At 73.5% G+C, this 17494-nt stretch carries 17 protein-coding genes; 8 read left to right on the top strand and 9 right to left on the bottom strand.

Annotated features, from left to right (window positions below):
• Nucleotides 1–44 precede the first annotated feature (44 nt).
• Both OG624_RS18750 and OG624_RS18745 read left to right on the top strand, forming a co-directional pair.
• On the top strand, nt 45–941 hold the full coding sequence (locus OG624_RS18750) for a helix-turn-helix domain-containing protein (protein ID WP_371639613.1): 897 nt from the start codon (nt 45–47) through the stop codon (nt 939–941).
• Between the two features lie 104 nt (nt 942–1045).
• Nucleotides 1046–1942 (top strand): hypothetical protein, encoded by an 897-nt coding sequence (locus OG624_RS18745; RefSeq protein ID WP_033223656.1) that lies wholly within the window; start codon nt 1046–1048, stop codon nt 1940–1942.
• 17 nt (nt 1943–1959) lie between these two features.
• Here OG624_RS18745 and OG624_RS18740 read toward each other — a convergent pair whose 3' ends face one another.
• Together OG624_RS18740 and OG624_RS18735 are read right to left on the bottom strand one after the other, a co-directional pair.
• Nucleotides 1960–3174, bottom strand: a complete 1215-nt coding sequence (locus tag OG624_RS18740) for a Cmx/CmrA family chloramphenicol efflux MFS transporter (protein ID WP_033223657.1) — start codon at nt 3172–3174, stop codon at nt 1960–1962.
• Between the two features lie 63 nt (nt 3175–3237).
• The gene (locus OG624_RS18735; protein ID WP_033223658.1) at nt 3238–3909 is read right to left on the bottom strand and encodes an HD domain-containing protein; all 672 of its coding nucleotides are present in this window, start codon (nt 3907–3909) and stop codon (nt 3238–3240) included.
• Between the two features lie 124 nt (nt 3910–4033).
• Here OG624_RS18735 and OG624_RS18730 point away from each other — a divergent pair, with 124 nt between their 5' ends.
• Complete coding sequence (locus OG624_RS18730) at nt 4034–4720, top strand: copper homeostasis protein CutC (protein WP_266352273.1); 687 nt, start codon at nt 4034–4036, stop codon at nt 4718–4720.
• A 253-nt stretch (nt 4721–4973) separates the two neighbouring features.
• Here OG624_RS18730 and OG624_RS18725 read toward each other — a convergent pair whose 3' ends face one another.
• Nucleotides 4974–7100 (bottom strand): HelD family protein, encoded by a 2127-nt coding sequence (locus OG624_RS18725; RefSeq protein ID WP_371639612.1) that lies wholly within the window; start codon nt 7098–7100, stop codon nt 4974–4976.
• A gap of 160 nt (nt 7101–7260) precedes the next feature.
• Nucleotides 7261–7884 carry a hypothetical protein gene (locus OG624_RS18720; RefSeq protein ID WP_158711896.1) on the bottom strand — a complete coding sequence of 208 codons (624 nt, stop codon included), beginning with the start codon at nt 7882–7884 and terminating at the stop codon, nt 7261–7263.
• Nucleotides 7885–8171: 287 nt separating this feature from the next.
• On the opposite strand from OG624_RS18720, the gene OG624_RS18715 reads away from it, so the two are divergent.
• Nucleotides 8172–8351: a hypothetical protein gene (locus tag OG624_RS18715; protein ID WP_033223664.1), complete on the top strand. Its 180-nt coding sequence runs from the start codon at nt 8172–8174 to the stop codon at nt 8349–8351.
• Nucleotides 8352–8398: 47 nt separating this feature from the next.
• Nucleotides 8399–9166: a glycosyltransferase 87 family protein gene (locus OG624_RS18710; protein WP_078909478.1), complete on the top strand. Its 768-nt coding sequence runs from the start codon at nt 8399–8401 to the stop codon at nt 9164–9166.
• On the opposite strand, the gene OG624_RS18705 is transcribed toward OG624_RS18710, so the two are convergent.
• Both OG624_RS18705 and OG624_RS18700 read right to left on the bottom strand, forming a co-directional pair.
• Nucleotides 9124–10767, bottom strand: coding sequence for a DNA repair helicase XPB (locus tag OG624_RS18705; protein WP_033223665.1), 1644 nt, complete (start codon nt 10765–10767; stop codon nt 9124–9126). The genes OG624_RS18710 and OG624_RS18705 overlap by 43 nt on opposite strands.
• A 148-nt stretch (nt 10768–10915) precedes the next feature.
• A complete protein-coding gene (locus OG624_RS18700) occupies nt 10916–11533 on the bottom strand; it encodes a TetR/AcrR family transcriptional regulator (RefSeq protein ID WP_033223667.1) in 618 nt (205 codons plus the stop codon).
• Nucleotides 11534–11602: 69 nt separating this feature from the next.
• Here OG624_RS18700 and OG624_RS18695 point away from each other — a divergent pair, with 69 nt between their 5' ends.
• Nucleotides 11603–12163 carry a peroxiredoxin-like family protein gene (locus OG624_RS18695; protein WP_033223668.1) on the top strand — a complete coding sequence of 187 codons (561 nt, stop codon included), beginning with the start codon at nt 11603–11605 and terminating at the stop codon, nt 12161–12163.
• Nucleotides 12160–12633 (top strand): hypothetical protein, encoded by a 474-nt coding sequence (locus OG624_RS18690; protein ID WP_033223670.1) that lies wholly within the window; start codon nt 12160–12162, stop codon nt 12631–12633. The genes OG624_RS18695 and OG624_RS18690 overlap by 4 nt, the downstream gene beginning before the upstream one ends.
• 21 nt (nt 12634–12654) lie before the next feature.
• On the opposite strand, the gene OG624_RS18685 is transcribed toward OG624_RS18690, so the two are convergent.
• Nucleotides 12655–13455, bottom strand: a complete 801-nt coding sequence (locus OG624_RS18685; RefSeq protein ID WP_371639611.1) for a hypothetical protein — start codon at nt 13453–13455, stop codon at nt 12655–12657.
• Nucleotides 13456–13642: 187 nt separating this feature from the next.
• Here OG624_RS18685 and OG624_RS18680 point away from each other — a divergent pair, with 187 nt between their 5' ends.
• A complete protein-coding gene (locus tag OG624_RS18680; RefSeq protein ID WP_033223671.1) occupies nt 13643–14185 on the top strand; it encodes a DoxX family protein in 543 nt (180 codons plus the stop codon).
• A 40-nt stretch (nt 14186–14225) separates the two neighbouring features.
• Here OG624_RS18680 and OG624_RS18675 read toward each other — a convergent pair whose 3' ends face one another.
• Together OG624_RS18675 and OG624_RS18670 are read right to left on the bottom strand one after the other, a co-directional pair.
• Entirely contained in the window at nt 14226–14819 is a 594-nt protein-coding gene (locus tag OG624_RS18675; RefSeq protein ID WP_033223672.1) for a DUF4291 domain-containing protein, read from the bottom strand.
• 112 nt (nt 14820–14931) lie between these two features.
• Nucleotides 14932–17418, bottom strand: a complete 2487-nt coding sequence (locus tag OG624_RS18670; protein ID WP_033223673.1) for a helicase-associated domain-containing protein — start codon at nt 17416–17418, stop codon at nt 14932–14934.
• Nucleotides 17419–17494 lie beyond the last annotated feature (76 nt).

The following is a 17494-nucleotide window of genomic DNA, read 5'->3' as shown; positions in this document are numbered from 1 at the left end:
ATCCCAGTGCGGGGGCCTGACCACCGAGGAAGCAGCCCTTCCTGATGGATACCCGGAACACTAGCGCGCGCTCGCACGCACAGTCCCGCAACGGCGAGGAAAACCACCCCTCTCGGCGTACCCGTACGGGCACACGCTCGGGTGGTGTCATCCACGACAACTCCCGCCACACGGCCCGCTTCACGGTGATCGGCAACCACCTCGCGCAGCACGCCGAGCTGTCGCTGCTGGCCATCGGCCTGGCCGTGCACATCCAGTCCCTGCCCGGCGGCGCGCCCATCGACATCCGGACCCTGGCCGGCCGCTTCCCCGAGGGGAAGACCCGGATCGCCGCCGCCCTGCGCGAGCTGGAGGCCCACGGCTATCTGCGCCGCACCTGCGAACGCACCAGCGGTGGCCGCGTCGTCACCCGTACGGTCTCCTGCAACCAGCCGGGTCGGTCCGGCACCCCGGACGAACCGCGACCGAAACCCCGGCGCGCCGGCCTCCGGGAGGGCGAGCCGCCGCGGCGCGCCCTGCCCGCGGTGCCGCAGCCCGCATACGCGGCCCCTGACCTGCTCCGGTCCGCCGTCGAGGTCCTCGCAGGCCTCCGCCGTAGCGATCCCCGCCTCCTGCTCTCCGTCGCGGACGTCGAGCACCTCACCCCCGGAGTCGCGGCCTGGCTGGAGCGCGACCTGCCACCGAGCGCCGTTCACCACGCCCTGACCGCCGACCTGCCGACGGAGCCCCTGCACCGCCCGGCCGCCCTCTTGGCCCACCGCCTCGCCACCCAACTCCCGCCCGTGCCACCGTTCCGCGCCCCGGCGGCGCCTGAAGGCGTCAGGCACCCGCTCCAGAACTGCGACGTCTGCGACCGTGCCTACCGCGGCCCGGAACGGGGCCACTGCCCTGCCTGTCGCGCTTCCCGGCAGCCGGCCGCCACGGCCCAACCCTTCGGGTGAACCTCGCCAACCATCCACGTTCAGGCCCGTGTTGTGCCCCTACGCTCTCCGCAGGACGTCCACGGCATATGACAGAGGCAATTCCCAACCTCACAGGAACCCCTATGGTCAGCTCGCCCCACGAGGCGATGCACCGCATCTTCCAGGAACATCCGGAGCTCTTCTCCCGGGTGTCGGAGGTGCTCGGCGTCGGCTTCGCCCCACTCGCGTCGTTCACCGTCCTGCCCAACGACCTCACCGAGACCCAGCCCCTCGAACGCCGGGTCGACACCCTGCTGCGGCTGGACACGGAGGGCGACGGGTCCTTCCTCCTCGCCGTCGAGGCCCAGGGCAGAAAGGACCCGGACAAGCCCGCCAGCTGGGCGTACTACGCTTCCTACCTCCTTGCGAAGTACCGGTTGCAGCCGATGCTGCTGGTCGTCTGCCAGGATCGCTCGACCGCCGAATGGGCTGCTCGCCCGGTCCGCTTCGGCCCTCCCCAGTGGCCCCTGCTCACCCTCTGCCCGCTGGTCGCGGGGCCGCACAACATGCCGCTGATCACCGACCCCGCCGAAGTCCGGAAGGACCTCGCGCTCGCCACCTTGTCCGCGATCACCCACGCAGCGAGTCCGGACATCGGGGCCATACTCAAAGCAATGACCAGAGTGCTGCCGGACACACCGGCAGAGCTCGCCAACCCGATCATCGAGCTCATCGCACAAGGCCTGGGCAAGCACCCATCCGCAGAACTCTGGAGGAAACTGGTGGCCGTGGACCTCTCTTTCTACAAGTCGCCCCTCTCCGAAGAGCTCCGGGCCGAGGGCCGGGCCGAGGGCCGGGCCCAAGGTGAGGCACGTCGCGCTGCCGAGGACGTCCTTGCTGTTCTCGCCGAACGGGGCGTCGGTGTCTCCGAGGAGGCCCGTGAGCGCATCACCGGCTGCGGTGACCCCGAGACGCTGAGCCGCTGGCTCCGGCGTGCCGTCACCTCCCCCTCCGCCGACGGGATCTTCACGGAGGAGTGACCCCGGCCAGGCCGTCTCTAGGCGCCGACGGGAGCCGTGGCCGAAGCCGGTGTCGAGGAGGCCACCACGCGGGTCGCGCGCGGCGGTGTGCGGCGGTCCAGGCGTAGGGCGAGCACCGTGAGGGCGATCGCGGTCACCGTCATGGCGGCGCCCGCCCAGGCGGTGGCGGCGAAGCCCAGGTCGGCGTCGATGACGGTGCCGCCGAGCCAGGGGCCGCCGGTGTTGCCGAGGTTGAAGGCGGCCGTGGTGGTGGCGCCGGCCAGGGTCGGGGCGGCGCCTGCCACGTTGAACATGCGGGCGTTGAGCGCCGGGGCGGTGAAGAAGGCCGAGAAGCCGAGCAGGAAGGCGAGGGCGATCGCGGCGGCCGCGGTGGAGGCCAGCAGGGCGAGCGCGGTGAGGAAGACGGTGGAGGCGGTGATGCCCCAGATCATCACGCCGAACAGGTGCGCGTCGGCGACCCGGCCGCCGACGGTGGTACCGACCAGCGCGCCGATGCCGAAGAGGCCGAGGATCCACGGGACCCACTGCGAGTCCAGCCCGGCCACGTCCGTGAGCAGCGGTGACAGGTAGCTGAAGGCGCAGAAGACGCCGCCCGCGGCCAGCGCGGTGATGCCGATGGAGAGCCACACCTGGCGGTCGCGGTAGATGCGCAGCTCGCGCCCGAGCGACGGCTTCTCGGCGGGCAGCGGGATCCTCGGGATCAGCGCCAGGATGCCGACGAGGGCGATCGCGGAGGCGGCGGCGACCGACCAGAAGGCGGAGCGCCAGCCCAGGTGCTCGCCGAGGAAGGCGCCGGCGGGGACGCCGAGGACGTTCGCGATGGACAGGCCGCCGATCATGACGGCCATCGCCCGGGCCCGCTGGTCCTTGTCGACCATGGCGATGGCGACGGCCGCGCCCACGGCCCAGAAGCCGGCGCAGGCGAACGCGGAGATCACGCGGGAGGCGAAGAGGAGCTCGTACGAGGGAGCCAGCGCGCCCGCGACCTGCCCGAGGCCGAAGAGGCTGATGAGGGAGACGAGGGTGGTGCGGCGGGGCAGCCGCAGGGTGGCCACGGCCAGCAGCGGCGCGCCCACGACCATGCCGATCGCGAAGGCGGATATGAGCAGGCCCGCCTGCGGGATGGTGACGCCCATGTCCTCGGCGATGGGGGGCAGCAGCCCGGAGAGCATGAATTCGCTGGTGCCGAGCGCGAACACGGACAGTCCGAGGACGTAGACGGCGACGGGCATGCGGGGGCGTGCTGCGGCTGCGGGCATGACTGTCACCAACCAGTGCGAACCCGATCGAATTCCCTACGGGGCGAGAGCGGCGAGCTCGGCGGCGAGATTGGCGCGGGCCGGGGCCTCCCAGTGCGCGGCTCCGTAGGGCGTGCGGAAGAGTCGCGGCAGATCGAGCAGCTGGCGCAGTACGGCGGCGCGGCCGGCGCGGAAGGCCTCGTCCGGGACGAAGCCGTACTCGGCGCGCACGGCGGCGACGTAGGCGGCGTAGGCGTCGGGAGCCCCGGCCAGGACGGCCAGGTCCGCGTCGCAGAGCGCCTCGCCGTCGGTGTCCCCGGGGGCGGGGTCGTGGGTGACGGTGAGCCGGACGAGGCGGGCCACCTCGGCGGTGCGGGCGGGGTCGATGCCGAGCTCGGGGAGGGCGCGCTCGGCGAGGGCGGCGCTGCGCTCCTCGTTCTCGGACCGGTCGGGGCGGTAGACGGCGTCGTGGAACCAGGCGGCGAGCCGCACGGCGGCCGGATCGGCGGCGTGCGGGGCCAGTACGTCGATCCGCGCGAGTACGTCGGCCAGGTGCGCGGTGGTGTGGTAGCGACGCTGCGGCTCCGCCCATGCGGCCAGCAGGCGGTCGGCGTAGGGCGCGGGATCACGGTCGGCGGGGGCACCGGCGGCGGTGACGGTCGCCTGCCAGCGGGCCCGCAGGTCGGCGGTGTCCGGGTGGGTGTCGCTGCTCTGGGTGCCTGTGTCCATGGGCACATTGTGGGGTGGCGTGATTGTGCTGGTGAAGGGCGGGTGGAGGCCCGTATTCTGAATATTGGACTAGACCTCTCCTTTGGTAGGGGTTCCCGAGCTTGCCGAAGAAGGATGGGATCGAATGAGCAACCGTGCGCTCCTGGAGGTGATCGCCCTCGACGTGGAGGACGCGGTCGCGGCCCAGGCCGGTGGGGCGGACCGACTCGAACTGGTCACCGACATGGCCGCCGACGGGCTCACCCCGCCGCGCGAGACCTTCGCGGCGATCAGGGCGGCGGTCGACATCCCGCTGCGCGTGATGCTCCGCAGGACGGACGGGTTCGCGGCCGGCGACGTCTCCGAGCTGGTCCGGGTGGCACGGGAACTGCGGGCGGAGGGCGCGCAGGAGTTCGTCCTCGGCTTCCTGGACGCCGACGGGGCCCCCGATCTGGCGGCGGTCGAGGCGGTCGTCGCGGAGCTGGACGGCTGCCGGTGGACCTTCCACCGGGCGATCGACCGCGCGGCGGACCGGGACCACCTGCGCAAGGCGCTGGCCGATCTGCCGGGGCTCGACACGTACCTGACGGCGGGCGCGGCGGCGGGCGTGGACGCCGGGCTGCCGGTGCTGCTCGCGGAGGCGGCGCGGGGTGGTGAGCCGGGGTACGGGGCGCGGATCCTGGTGGGCGGCGGGCTGACGCTCGCGCACCTGCCGGTGCTGCGCGCGGGCGGGATCGACGCCTTCCACATCGGCGGCGCGGCCCGGCCCTCCGGGTGGGGTGGGCCGGTCTCGGCGAAGGCCGTCGCCGAGTGGCGGGCCGTACTGGACTGACGGGGTCCGGCCGTCACGTCGGCCGCGCCACCGCTGCCGTGGGCTCCGCCCCCGGACCCCCGCGCCTCAAACGCCGGCGAGGCTGAAACACCGGGGCTCCGCCCCGATCCCCGCGCCTCAAACGCCGGCGAGGCTGGAAGTCGGGGCGCCGTCCCCGGACCTCGCGGCTCAGAAGACGGCAGGGCTGAAAACCAGCCTCGCCGGCGTTTGAGGCGCGGGGTCTGGGGCGGAGCCCCAGGAGCGGACCCGCAGGTCAGGGCAGCAGCGGCTCGGGCAGGGCGGCCGCGTGCAGCACGGAGAGGCCCGAGACGGCGCGGGTGAGGCAGACGTACAGGCGGCGCAGGCCCGTCCGTTCGTCCGGCTCGCCGTCGACGATCGCCGCCGGCTCGTCCAGGACCACGTAGTCGTACTCCAGGCCCTTCGCCAGCGACGCCGGGACCAGGGTCAGCCGCGACTCGGCGGTGGTCTCCTCGCCCGGCGACAGGTACGGCAGGTCCGCCGCCAGCAGGGCCTCGGCGAGCGTCGGGATCCGCGCGTCCGCCGCGATCAGGCCGATCGAGCCCTCGTGGGCCAGGGACTCGCGGCAGGCGGCGATCACCGCCGCGGTCAGGTCGGGGACCTCCGCGATCCGCAGCGAGCCCGGCGTCTCGCGCACGGAGGAGACCGGGGCCAGGCCCGGGGAGATCGACGGCAGCAGCCGGGAGGCGTAGGCGATCACCTCGCGCGGCACGCGGAAGCCCGCCGTCAGCTCCTCCAGCACCGCCTGCGGCTTGCCCAGGTGCGTCAGGGCCTCGTCCCAGCTGCGCGTGGCCCACGGCGTGGTGCCCTGCGCGAGGTCGCCGAGGACCGTCGCCGAGCCCGTGGTGCAGCGCCGGCCCACCGCCCGGTACTGCATCGGCGACAGGTCCTGCGCCTCGTCGAGGACCACATGGCCCAGCGAATGCGTGCGTTCCACCAGGTCGGTCGCCTCGTCGATCAGGACCAGGTCCGCCGCCGACCACTTCGCCGACTTCACGCTGCGGAACGGCTTCGGCCACAGCAGGAGTTTCTGCTCGTCCTCGGTGAGCACGTCCGCCGCGTGGAGGGCGAGGAACTCGGGGTCGGACAGCAGGCGCAGGACCAGCTTCGCCGGTTCGACGGCAGGCCAGATCTCCTTGACCGCCGCCTTGACCGCCGCGTTGCGGGCCACCGCGTCCTGCACCCGGTCGTCCGGGGCCTCGCCCGCCTGCTCCATCCGTACGAGCACGGCGTGCGCGATGCGCTGCGGGAGGGCCTCGCGGGCCGCGCCGTAGCGGATGTCGCGCTTCTGCAGTTCCTCGACCATCTCCTCCAGCTCGTACGCGGGCACCCGCCAGCGGCGCGAGCCGCGGACCACCATCAGCGGCTCGGTGGGGCGGGTGACGTGCGAGCGGACGGCGCGGCTCAGCACCTCCGCCATGCGGGCGTCGCCCTTGACCACGGCGCTTTCGGCGGCGTCCGTGCCGCGTACCTCCAGGCCGGGGCGGGCGACCAGGTCGTCGACGGTGGCCTGCTTGACCTCCAGCTCGCCCAGGGCCGGAAGGACCTGCTCGATGTAGTGGAGGAAGGAACGGTTCGGCCCGATGACGAGCGTCCCCGTGCGGGCGAGGCGGTCGCGGTGCGCGTAGAGCAGGTACGCGACCCGGTGCAGGCCGACGGCGGTCTTGCCGGTGCCGGGGCCGCCCTGCACGCAGACGGAGCCGGACAGGCCGGAGCGGACGATCTCGTCCTGCTCGGGCTGGATCGTGGCGACGATGTCGCGCATCGGGCCGACGCGCGGGCGCTCGATCTCCTGCTGGAGGAGCTTGCTGACCGCGGCCGCCTCGGCCGGGTCGGAGAGGTGCTCGTCCTCGTACGCCGTCAGCTCGCCGCCGGTGTATCCGAAGCGGCGGCGCAGGGAGATGTCCTGCGGGTCGGTCTTGGAGGCCCGGTAGAACGGCTGGGAGACGGGTGCGCGCCAGTCGATGACCATCGGGTCGCCGTCGGCGTCGTGGACGTGGCGGCGGCCGATGTAGAACTGCTCGCCCTCCGCGCCCTCGGCGAGCTCCGCGCCGGGTGCGTGGAGGTAGTTGAGGCGGCCGAAGAAGAGCGGGGTGTGGGAGAGGTCGGCGAGGGCTTTGATGCGGTCGTCGATCTGGGCCTGGAGGACGATCGCGTTGACCCAGTTCGCGGTGACGTCGCGGATGTCGAGGGACTCGACGTCCTCGCGCATCGCGCGCAGGGCGGAACGCGAGGCGCTGAGGTGGGCCCGTTCGCGGCCCAGCGGGTCGGTGGGCGCGCTCGGGTTCGCGGTGGGGTCCGCGTTCGGGTTCGGGGTCGCGCTCGGGTCGTCTTGGGCGGTCTCGGGGGCGTGCGCGGGCACGGAACTGCCTCCAGCTGCTGGATGCGGAACAGATGGCCCGCCGGTTTCCGGCCGGAGGGCGGCTCTCCCCGATGAGGCGGCGGGAGGCGGCAAGAGCGGAGATTCTAGCCACCGGGGCGGTGCGGCGCGAACGAATAAACGGGGGGTGCGGGTCAGGTGGTCAGGGGATCTGCAGGGAGTCGAGAAGCTGCTTGTGCATGGCGTTCAGGTCCTTCTCGTTCTCCTCGGGACCGTAGGTCAGGGCCATGACGAGGTGGTCGTCGTCGGAGATGAAGCGGATGGAGCCGGCCAACTGCTCGGTGCCGTCCACGCCGGTGAGGGTCGCGTCGAGGGCCGGGTGGCCGTCCACGGTCGTCTTGCGGACGTTTTCGCTGGTCAGCGTCCCGCTGCCCATCAGGCCGTACGCGTCGACGAAGCCCTTGAGGGCGTCCTCCAGCGGAAGACGGTCGCCCGGCATGTCGTAGACGGCGAAGCCGGTGGCTCCGTCCGGGGTCTCCACCCCGTACACGCGGGCGGCGACGGTTTTGCCGTCCATGGGGATCGAGCCGGAGCGGACCTGGGCCTTCCCGGGGAGTTCGGCCGAGATGCCGCTGGGGGGATCGGTGGTCTTCACCGCGCCCTGGGCGGGCGGGGTGGACGGTGGCGTCGGCGTGGGGGCGGCAGCGACCGCGGCGGCGGGTGCCGGGGCGGCGAACGCGCTGGTGGACGGCAGCAGCCCGGCGGTGACCAGGGCTGTCGATGCGGAGAGCAGCGCGAGGCGCTGGGTCCGGGAACGGTGGGTCATGCGGATCACTCCCATGGCGTGGTCGCCGGCACCGCGGACCTTCCCAGGGTCCGTCCCGGCCGGCATCGCTGCATCCGGACGGGTGTCGTGGCGGGTGTCGCACCAGGCGTCGCACCAGGCGCCGCACCGGGTGTCGTATCGGCCGGCGCACCGGCGTCGTACCGGGGAGTGTCAGACCTCGGTATCTCCCCTAGGGGTGCGCATGCGACGGGAGGAGGACCCGGGGGGCCGTGAGGTTCCCTCCCGGGAGCGATGTGCGGGACCGCGCGAAAACGCACCATGGATCCATGAGCCCCGCACCCTTCACCTCGATCCAGGGCAGCCGTCCTAGCGGCGCCGACTCCGACTCCCTTCCGCAAGGCGGCCTCGGCGGCATGCTGCGCGCCGTCAAGATCTTCGCGGCGACCGCCGTGAGCGTCGTCGTGCTCGGTGAATACGCCGAGGACGCGGGCGTCATACGCCACTGACCTCGGGCCCCGCGCAGCACACCCACTGATCCACTAGGGTCACGCGGGTGACCCGGAGTTCCGTCGCCGGCCGCTCGCCGTCGTCTCTCGTCGATGTGCTGCTGACCGGTTCGCTGCTGCTGCTCGGCGTGCTCTGCATCGCCCTGCGCATTCCGGTGGCCGACACCCTCGTCCAGGGTTTCTCCGCCGCCGAGTGGGGGCCGTCCGCCACGTATCCGCCGTTCGCGGCGATCCTGTTCACGCCCGCCGCGTGGCTGCCGAGCGGCGCGCTGAAGGCCGTCCTCGTCCTCGGCGACGCCGGTCTGCTCGCCCTGCTGATCACCTTGTCCTGCCGCCTCGCGGGGCTGAGGTCCCGGCCCGGTCCGGTACTGGCCGCCACCATCGCCGGGCTGTGGCTGCAGCCGCTGTTCCAGGCACCGCTCGCCGGGCTGATCAACCTGGCGCTGGCCTGCCTGGTCCTGTGGGACCTCGGCCGGCCCCGGTCCGCGCTCGGCAAGGGCTTCGCGCTGGGCGTCGCCGCCGGGATCACCCTCGCCCCGGCGGCCATCGCCGCGTACCTCCTGCTGACCCGCCGCGTCCACGCGGGGCTCACCGCGCTGGCGGCCTCGGCCGGGACCGCGCTGCTGGGGCTGCTCGTCCTGCCGGAGGCCTCCGTCGAGTTCTGGACCCGGCACCTGGCCGACGCGGCCCGGGCCCTGGTGCTGGACTGGCCACCGCTGTGGGTCTGGTGCGCGCCCGTGCTGGCCGTCCTGACCGCCCGCGCGTGCCGGGGTCAGTCGCCGGTCAGCAGCTCGTCGGCGTCCATGATCCGGTAGGCGTACCCCTGCTCGGCGAGGAACCGCTGGCGGTGTGCCGCGAAGTCCTGGTCGATCGTGTCGCGCGCGACGACCGAGTAGAACCGCGCCTCGTGGCCGTCCGCCTTCGGTCGCAGCACGCGGCCCAGGCGCTGGGCCTCCTCCTGGCGGGAGCCGAAGGTGCCCGACACCTGGATGGCGACGGTGGCCTCCGGCAGGTCGATGGAGAAGTTCGCGACCTTCGAGACGACCAGCACGCTGATCTCGCCCTCCCGGAAGGCGTTGAAGAGCTTCTCGCGCTGCGCGTTGGAGGTCTCGCCCTTGATGACGGGGGCGTCCAGGTGCTCGCCCAGCTCGTCGAGCTGGTCGATGTACTGCCCGATGACCAGGGTCTGCTCACCGCGGTGCTTGGCCACCAGCGCCTCGGTGACCTTGCGCTTCGTCGCCGTCGTCGCGCAGAAGCGGTACTTCTCCTCCGTCTCGGCGGTCGCGTAGGCGAGCCGCTCCGCCTCCGTCAGATTGACCCGGACCTCCACGCAGTCGGCGGGCGCGATGTAGCCCTGCGCCTCGATCTCCTTCCACGGGGCGTCGAAGCGCTTCGGCCCGATGAGGGAGAAGACGTCCGACTCCCGGCCGTCCTCGCGCACCAGCGTCGCGGTCAGGCCGAGCCGGCGCCGCGCCTGAAGATCGGCGGTGAACTTGAAGACCGGTGCGGGCAGCAGGTGAACCTCGTCGTAGACGATCAGGCCCCAGTCCCGGGAGTCGAAGAGCTCCAGGTGCGGGTAGACGCCCTTCCGCTTCGTCGTCAGGACCTGGTAGGTGGCGATGGTGACGGGCCGGATCTCCTTGCGGGTGCCGGAGTACTCGCCGATCTCGTCCTCGGTCAGCGAGGTCCGCTTGACCAGTTCGTGCTTCCACTGGCGGGCCGAGACGGTGTTCGTCACCAGGATCAGCGTCGTCGCCTTGGCCATCGCCATGGCTCCGGCGCCGACCAGCGTCTTGCCGGCGCCGCAGGGCAGGACGACCACGCCGGAGCCGCCGTGCCAGAAGCCCTCGACGGCCTGCTGCTGGTACGGGCGCAGTGCCCAGCCGTTCTCGGCCAGGTCGATCGGGTGGGCCTCGCCGTCGACGTAACCGGCGAGGTCCTCGGCGGGCCAGCCCAGCTTGAGCAGGGTCTGCTTGATCTGCCCGCGCTCGGAGGGGTGCACGGCCACGGTGTCGGCGTCGAGTCGCGCGCCGACGAGTGGGGCGACCTTCTTGGAGCGCAGGATCTCCTCCAGCACCGGCCGGTCGGTGCTGGTCAGCACCAGTCCGTGCACGGGGTGCTTGGAGAGGGTCAGGCGGCCGTAGCGGGCCATGGTCTCGGCGACGTCGACGAGCAGGGCGTGCGGGACGGGGTAGCGGGAGTACTCGACGAGCGCGTCGACGACCTGCTCGGCGTCATGGCCGGCGGCGCGGGCGTTCCACAGGCCGAGCGGGGTGATCCGGTAGGTGTGGATGTGCTCGGGGGCCCGCTCCAGCTCGGCGAAGGGGGCGATGGCACGCCGGGCGGCTCCGGCGAGCTCGTGGTCGACTTCGAGAAGGAGGGTCTTGTCGCTCTGGACGATGAGTGGACCATTCACGCGCGGCGCCCCGTTTCATTCAGGTCAAACCTCCAGTGTGCCGTACGGCGCGGAGGGTGGGAACACGCCGCTTCGGCGGGAGGTCGCCAGGGGCGGCGGGAGGTCGGCGGGAGGTCGGCGGGAGGACGGAGGGACGGCGGCGGGAGGGTCAGCGGCCCATGCCGTCCAGCAGCAGGGCGAGGCCGCCGTGGAACTCGCGGTCCGCGGTGAGGGAGCGGGCGCCGAGCGCGGCCTCGGTCATGTACGGGAACTCCTCCGCAGGGAGCTCGGCGATCGCGGCGGTGCCCGCGCCGGAGAGCGCGCCGAGGTGTTCCTGCTGGACCGCGCCGATCGCGTAGGCGAGCAGAGCCCGCAGGGCGATGATCCGCTCCTCGGGTCCGAGGCCCGCCTCGCGGAGCACGCCGAGGACGGTCTCCCCCCAGCGCATCACGGCCAGGGACCGGTGCCGGTGGCTCATGGTGAGCGGCAGCACGGCGGGGTGCGCGCCGACGGTGTCCCGCATCCGGTCGACGAGGACCGTGACGCGGGCGCGCCAGGGCCCGGCGGTCGCGGGCGGCGGGGTGCTGTCGACGGCGCCGAGGACGCGTTCGACGACGAGGGCTTCCAGTTCCCCGCGGTCCTCGACGTAGCGGTACAGGGCCATGGTGCTGATGCCGAGTTCGACGGCGACGGCACGCATGGACAGTCCGGGCAGACCCTCACGGTCGATCACGGCGAGGGCCGCGGCGGCCAGTCGGTCCGGGGTGAGTGAGCGGGGGCGCGGCATGGTGATTGACAGCGTACGACATACGCTTACGCTGTAGGTGTACGACATACGCCTACGAAGGAGACCTCAGTGCGGCTCGACACCGGTTCCATCGTCCGTACGCGCACCCTCACCGCCGTCGCGGACGGCGCGTCCGTGGCCGTCCCCGACCCCGAACACCTCGTGCACCTGCAGTTCCGCCGCTTCGCCGGCTGCCCCATCTGCCATCTGCACCTGCGCTCGATCGTGCGCCGGCACGCCGAGATAGCGGCCGCCGGGATCCGGGAGGTCGTGGTCTTCCACTCCGACGCCGACGAACTGCGCGAGCACGTGGCCGACCTGCCCTTCGCCGTCGTCGCGGACCCGCGCAAGCGGCTGTACGCGGAGTTCGGCGTCGAGTCGTCCTACCGCGCCCTGCTCGCCGCGCGCGCCTGGCGGGCGATCGCCGTCGGCACCCTCGACATCCTGCGCGGCCGGGCGAAGCCGCCCACGCTCGTCCAGGACGGCGGACGCCTGGGCCTGCCGGCGGACTTCCTGATCGCCCCGGACGGACGCGTCATGGCCGCCGGGTACGGGGTGCACGCGGACGACCAGTGGCCGGTGGAAAAGCTGCTGACCCTGGCGGCGCAGGCACGTACCGTCCGGGCATGAGCCATGATCAGCAGCCCTTCGTACCCGCCGACTTCGCGGTGCCACGGACCCTCGTCGCCGACGGTTTCCGCCTGGAAGTGCTCGGCGCCGAGCACAACGAGCGGGACCTCGCCGCCTGGACCGGGAGCATCGCGCACATCAGGGCGACGCCCGGGTTCGTGGGGCGGGGTTGGCCCCCGGTGGCGGGGATGTCCGCCGAGGAGAACCTGGCCGACCTGGTCCGGCACGCGCGGGAGTTCGAGGAACGCTCCGCCTTCGCCTACAGCCTCCTGGAGGGCGACGGCGAGGGCGAGGTGATCGGCTGCCTGTACATCCACGGGTCCCGGGAGGCCCCCGGCCGGGTCGCCGTCAGCCACTGGGTGCGTGCCGACCGGGCCGCTCTGGACGGCCCCGTCCACGAGAGGATCACCCGCTGGCTCCGTGAGGTGTGGCCCTTCGACGCCGGGCGGATCGACTACGAACCCAGGTGAGCCGGTCGCCGGCCGGCCGCATCAGCCACGCCGCTGCCACCAGCGACGCTTCGGTGCGGCGGACCGAGGCTCCGCGGTGGTGGCGGGGACATCACCACGCCGCTCCGGGGCGACGGCGAGCAGGGCGGCGCGGATACGGTCGAAGGTCGCGATCGGGTGCTGGCCCTCGCCCGGCAGTGCCACCCCGACGCAGACCAGCTTGAAGCTGTTCTCGCCGAGACGGGCTCCGATGAACACCGGTGCGCCGACGCACCCTTGCGGCAGGGTTCCGACCCAGCGGACGCCGTCCTCGTCGGTGCGCACGATCTCCCCGACCACGAGGGCCTGCTCCCGCGCGCCGTTCTCGGCGTCGACAGGGTGGCCCAGCAGGTAGGCGGGGACCGGTGTCCCGTCGAGGGCGGCGATGTCCTCCTCCGTGGCCGCGACACCGTCGGTGATCTCGTCCGTCGTCCAGCTCCACCCCTTGCGCGCGGCGTACGCGTACAGCGGGGTGTCGGGCATGACCGCCACGCCCAGGTCGCCGAGGTGGATCCACCCTTCCGCGAAACCCGTCATCGCCAATTTCTCCGCGCTCATCGCGGGTGAGCACAGCTCCTGCCGGAGGGTGATCTCGGCCGTCTCGACCCTCGTCGGCTCACCGGCGGTCACCAAGTACTGCCGGACGACCGCACCCTCGGCGGTCTCCTTCACGAGTTCGTCGAACCAGAAGGCCGTCGCGTACTGCTCCGCCCGGTTCGCCCGCTGGAAGGGCAGCGTCGCCCGGGCGGAGTCGGCGTTGATCAGGTAGACGATGGCGCTGTGGAAATCAGGCAGCTCAGACATGGTCGGGGACAGTAGCCAACCGTCGACGGCGGCCACCTGCCGGGGCTGCCGAGGTGTTCCAGGGCCGAACGGGTAGACGCCGTGGGCCGATGGGACGGGCGCAGACGTCGCTCCCGGAGCGTCACCGACCGGCGTCCTAGGGTGGCACGCGCCCACAGGCCCACAGGCGACGTCGGAACGGACCCTCATGACGCAAGCAAGCTGGGACCGCACGCTCTTCACCACCTCCTCGGCTCCCGCCACCACCGTCACCCACGACACCGGCCTGCTCCTGCTCCGGCTCGTCGTCGGCCTGAGCATGGCGGGGCACGGCGCGATGAAGCTCTTCGGCTGGTTCGGCGGCCCGGGCCTCACCGCGACCGGCAAGGGCTTCACCATGGCCGGCTACCCCGCCGGGGACGCCATGGCCGTCATCGCCGGGCTCGCCGAGACCCTGGGCGGCCTCGGCCTCGCCCTCGGTCTGCTCACCCCGCTCGCCGGAGCGGCCCTGACCGGCACCTTCATCAACGTCCTCGACGTCCGCGGCCTCAGCGCCTACTTCCCGCCCAAGGGTGTGGAACTCGAAGTGGTGCTCTTCGCCGCGATCGTCGCCCTCACCCTCACCGGGCCGGGCCGCTTCGCCGTCGACCACTACCTTCCGGTGCTGCGCGAGAACCGGCCCCGCCACGCCCTGCTCGGCCTGCTGCTGGGCGTCGTCGCCGGATTCGTCGTCCTGATCATCCGGGACTGACCGACCGGGACCGAACCGACCGGGACGGCCACGACACGCCCTAGGCCCCCAGGTGCGGCAAGGGCCCGGTCGGGTACGGGGTCTCCGTGGGCAGCAGGGCCCGCGCGCCCGCCTCGTCCCCGGCCCCGAGCAGCCGGCGGATCTCCCGGGCCGTCCCGGTCACATCCCGGATCGCGACCGTCCACTCGTCGGCGTACGCCCGCGAGGCCGGACCGGACAGACCCAGCTGGAGCGAGCGGTACGGCAGCGGATTCAGCCGCAGGTCCCGCTCCGGGTCCCACTGCACCCGCGTCGGCGCCGAGCGCAGCGCCTCCTGCCAGGCCGCCCGGTCCGCGTGCACGCCCCGCGCGTAGTGCGACAGGCAGGCCTCGCGCAGCGCCCGGTCGAAGCCCTCGCGGGTGATCTCGACCGCCAGCACCGTCTCCTGGCCGTCCTTGGTCCCCCAGCCGCAGCGGTACATCATCCACAGGAACGACGGCTTGATCCACGTCATCCGCTCGCGCTTCCACGCGGGCGGGAAACGGCCGTCGCGGGCGGCCGGCAGCCCGAGCGCGGGGGAGTAGGCCTGGTAGACCGTGATCGTGGTGTCGGTGTGCGCTGCGCGGACGGCGCGGGTCGGTACCTCGTGGGACATGGCCCCAGGATGATGGCTCGTCATCCCGCCGGCCATCGGTTTTCGGCGCGGGCGACGCGGCCGGCCGCGCGTTCGGACGCGGACGCGGCTCCGCCCCACCGGAACCCCGCCCCTACACCTGGTCGTCCGCCAGCTCCGCGACACCCGTGATCCGGTGCAGTGCGTACGTCCGTACCTCGTCCGCCGTGTGGTCGTACCCGGTGACGAAGCCGCCCTCCACCCGGACCGGCGCGATGACCCGTTGGCTCGCCGCGCCCTCCGCGTTCACATAGCCGATCCACACCGCCGACCCGGTCAGCGCGGCCGCCTGTACCGTCGCCAGGGTCTCCGCCGCGCTCGTGCGCGGCAGTTCGCCCGGCACGGCCGACGCCGAGGCCGCCACAGGCTCCTTGCGCACCGCCGTCGCCGCCACGTCGCCCGCGCGGATCGCCCGTACGGCCGCCGCCAGCAGCGTCGCGTCCGGCACCGGCGGGCCCTCCGGCACCGGTACGGGCGCCGAGCGGGCCGGTGTGCGGTGGGCGTCGGCCCGCGCCACCAGCACGTCGCCGGTACGGGATTCCGCGGCCGGTGCGTACCCCATCGCCCGCAGCCCCTCCAGCAGGACGGTCGGATCCGCCTGCGCCGCCAGCACCGTCGGCGCGAGCCGGCGCAGCCCCAGCCCGGCCGAGCGCTTGTCGGCCAGGATCTCGCCCAGCATCGCGTCGTCGTCGCAGCGCACGTACGAGGAGGCCGCGCCGACCCGCAGGTGCCCGTGCCGGCGGGCCACGTCGTCGATCAGGTAGGCCAGCGGCTGCGGCACCGGCGTGCGGCTGTGCTCCTTGAGGAAGGCGTGCAGGTCGGCGGCGGCGTGGCCGGCGTCCAGGGCCCGGCGCACCGATCCGGGCGTGAACCGGTACACCGTCGCCCCACCCTTCGACTCCACGTCCGCGAGCACGGCCAGGGTGTCGCCCAGCGGGCGGCGCAGCGGGCCCGGGGCCACCGCCGTCAGGTCGGCCTGCAGCAGCACGTGGTCCACCGGCTCCGGCAGCAGCGGCGCCAGCGACGGCGCCGGGTCACGGTGCTCCAACAGGGCCCGGCCGGGCCCGGACAGGGCGCCCCGGCCGGTCACGCCGAGGACCTCGGCCTCGGTCAGCGTCCACCGCGCGAGCCGGGCCCGTAGATCGCTCGCCCCCCGTACGGGACGCTCCCAGGCGAGCCGCGCCGACAGTGTCTCCGGATCGGGCGCACCGCCCTCGGGCAGTTCACCGAGGAGTTCCAGCACCCGCCGGCGCACCTCGGGGGCGGCGGAGCGGTCGAGTTCGGGGCCGAGCGCCGACAGCGTGCGCCCCTTTTGGTCCTGCTCGCCGACCAGCGGGGCCGTGCGGGTGGCCGGCAGCCAGGCCGCCGCGAGGTGCGACCAGCGCTCGGCGGGCGGCAGTTCCACCCAGTCGTCGAAGGCCGGGGTGGGCGCGTACCGCTCGTCCGCCTCCCCGTCACTGGCCAGCAGCCCCGCCGCGTAGGCCAGTTCGACCCAGAAGGCCGCCTGCGACTCGGTCGTGTCCAGCAGGGCCGCGGTCCGCTTCAGGTCCCGTACGGAGAGCCCGCCCGCCCGCAGCACCGGCGGACCGGCGTGCTCCCAGGACTTCACCAGCTCCTCGACGGTGGCCAGCGCGGCCAGCGCCTGCCCGGCCGCGTTCGCGTCCACAAGCTGTGGACGGTGCTCGCGGGCCGCGGGCACCGGCGGCGCCACCGGCGCGGTGTCCCGGTGCGCGAGCCCGCCGCGCAGGTGCAGCGCCACCTCGCGGGGCAGCACCACGGTCCGGGCCGTCGCGGGCAGCAACAGCCCCCGGTCGCGCAGCCAGCGCACCGGCGGCGTCGGATTCGGGGTGACCTCCCCGTACGGCGGCCCCCACACGAGCCGCCCCAGCACCTGGTGGGCCTCCGCCGGAGCCTCGTCCAGCAGCGCCGACATCCGCTCCGGGTCGGTGAACAGCCCGGTCAGCGCCGTCACGGCGGACACCGGGTCATGGGTGGCGGGCAGCCCGACGGCCGACACGATCTCCTGCACCCGGGTCGGCGACATCCCGGCGGTGGCCTCCGCGACGGTCGGACCCAGCCCGGTGGGGGACGGGCGGGAGGCGGAGGGGGCGAGCAGCTCGCGCGCCGTGCGGACCAGCCGCAGCCGGTCCTCGTCGCCCCACACCAGGGCCTGGTCGCGCAGGGTGGCCACGGCGTCGGGGAGCGCGGCGCGGGCCCGTTCGTCCTCGCCGCCCGTCAGCAGCCCCTCCAGCACCGCGTACGGGCACGGGTCCGGGCCGACCGCGAGCGCCTCGGCGGTCTGCAGGGTGAACCGGTCCAGCCGGTCCAGGGCGCGCACCACCGAGGCCCGGGTCCCCGCCCGGGTGGCCAACTGCGTCACATCGCCGGGCACCGGGCCGAGCAGGTCCGGGCGGGCGCGCAACAGGGCTGCGAGCGCCGCGTCGTCACGGGCGCGCAGCGCCTCGGCGAGTGAGCGCGGGGAGCTTCCCGCCGGGCTCCCGCCGGCGGATCCCGCCGCAGTGCTTGCCTCGGGCACAGTCGCCTCCTGGTCGCGTCGGCCGGTCAGTCGGCCGGTCCCCATCCGGTCAACGGTATCCGCTGCGCCCGCAGCAGCTCCACGGGCGCACGCGCTACCTTCGGGACAAGGGGTAAGGGAG

The organism is Streptomyces virginiae, assembly GCF_041432505.1.
Lineage (GTDB): Bacteria > Actinomycetota > Actinomycetes > Streptomycetales > Streptomycetaceae > Streptomyces > Streptomyces virginiae_A.
Note: the sequence above shows the minus strand (reverse complement) of the source record. Positions and strands in the feature narration are given on the sequence as shown.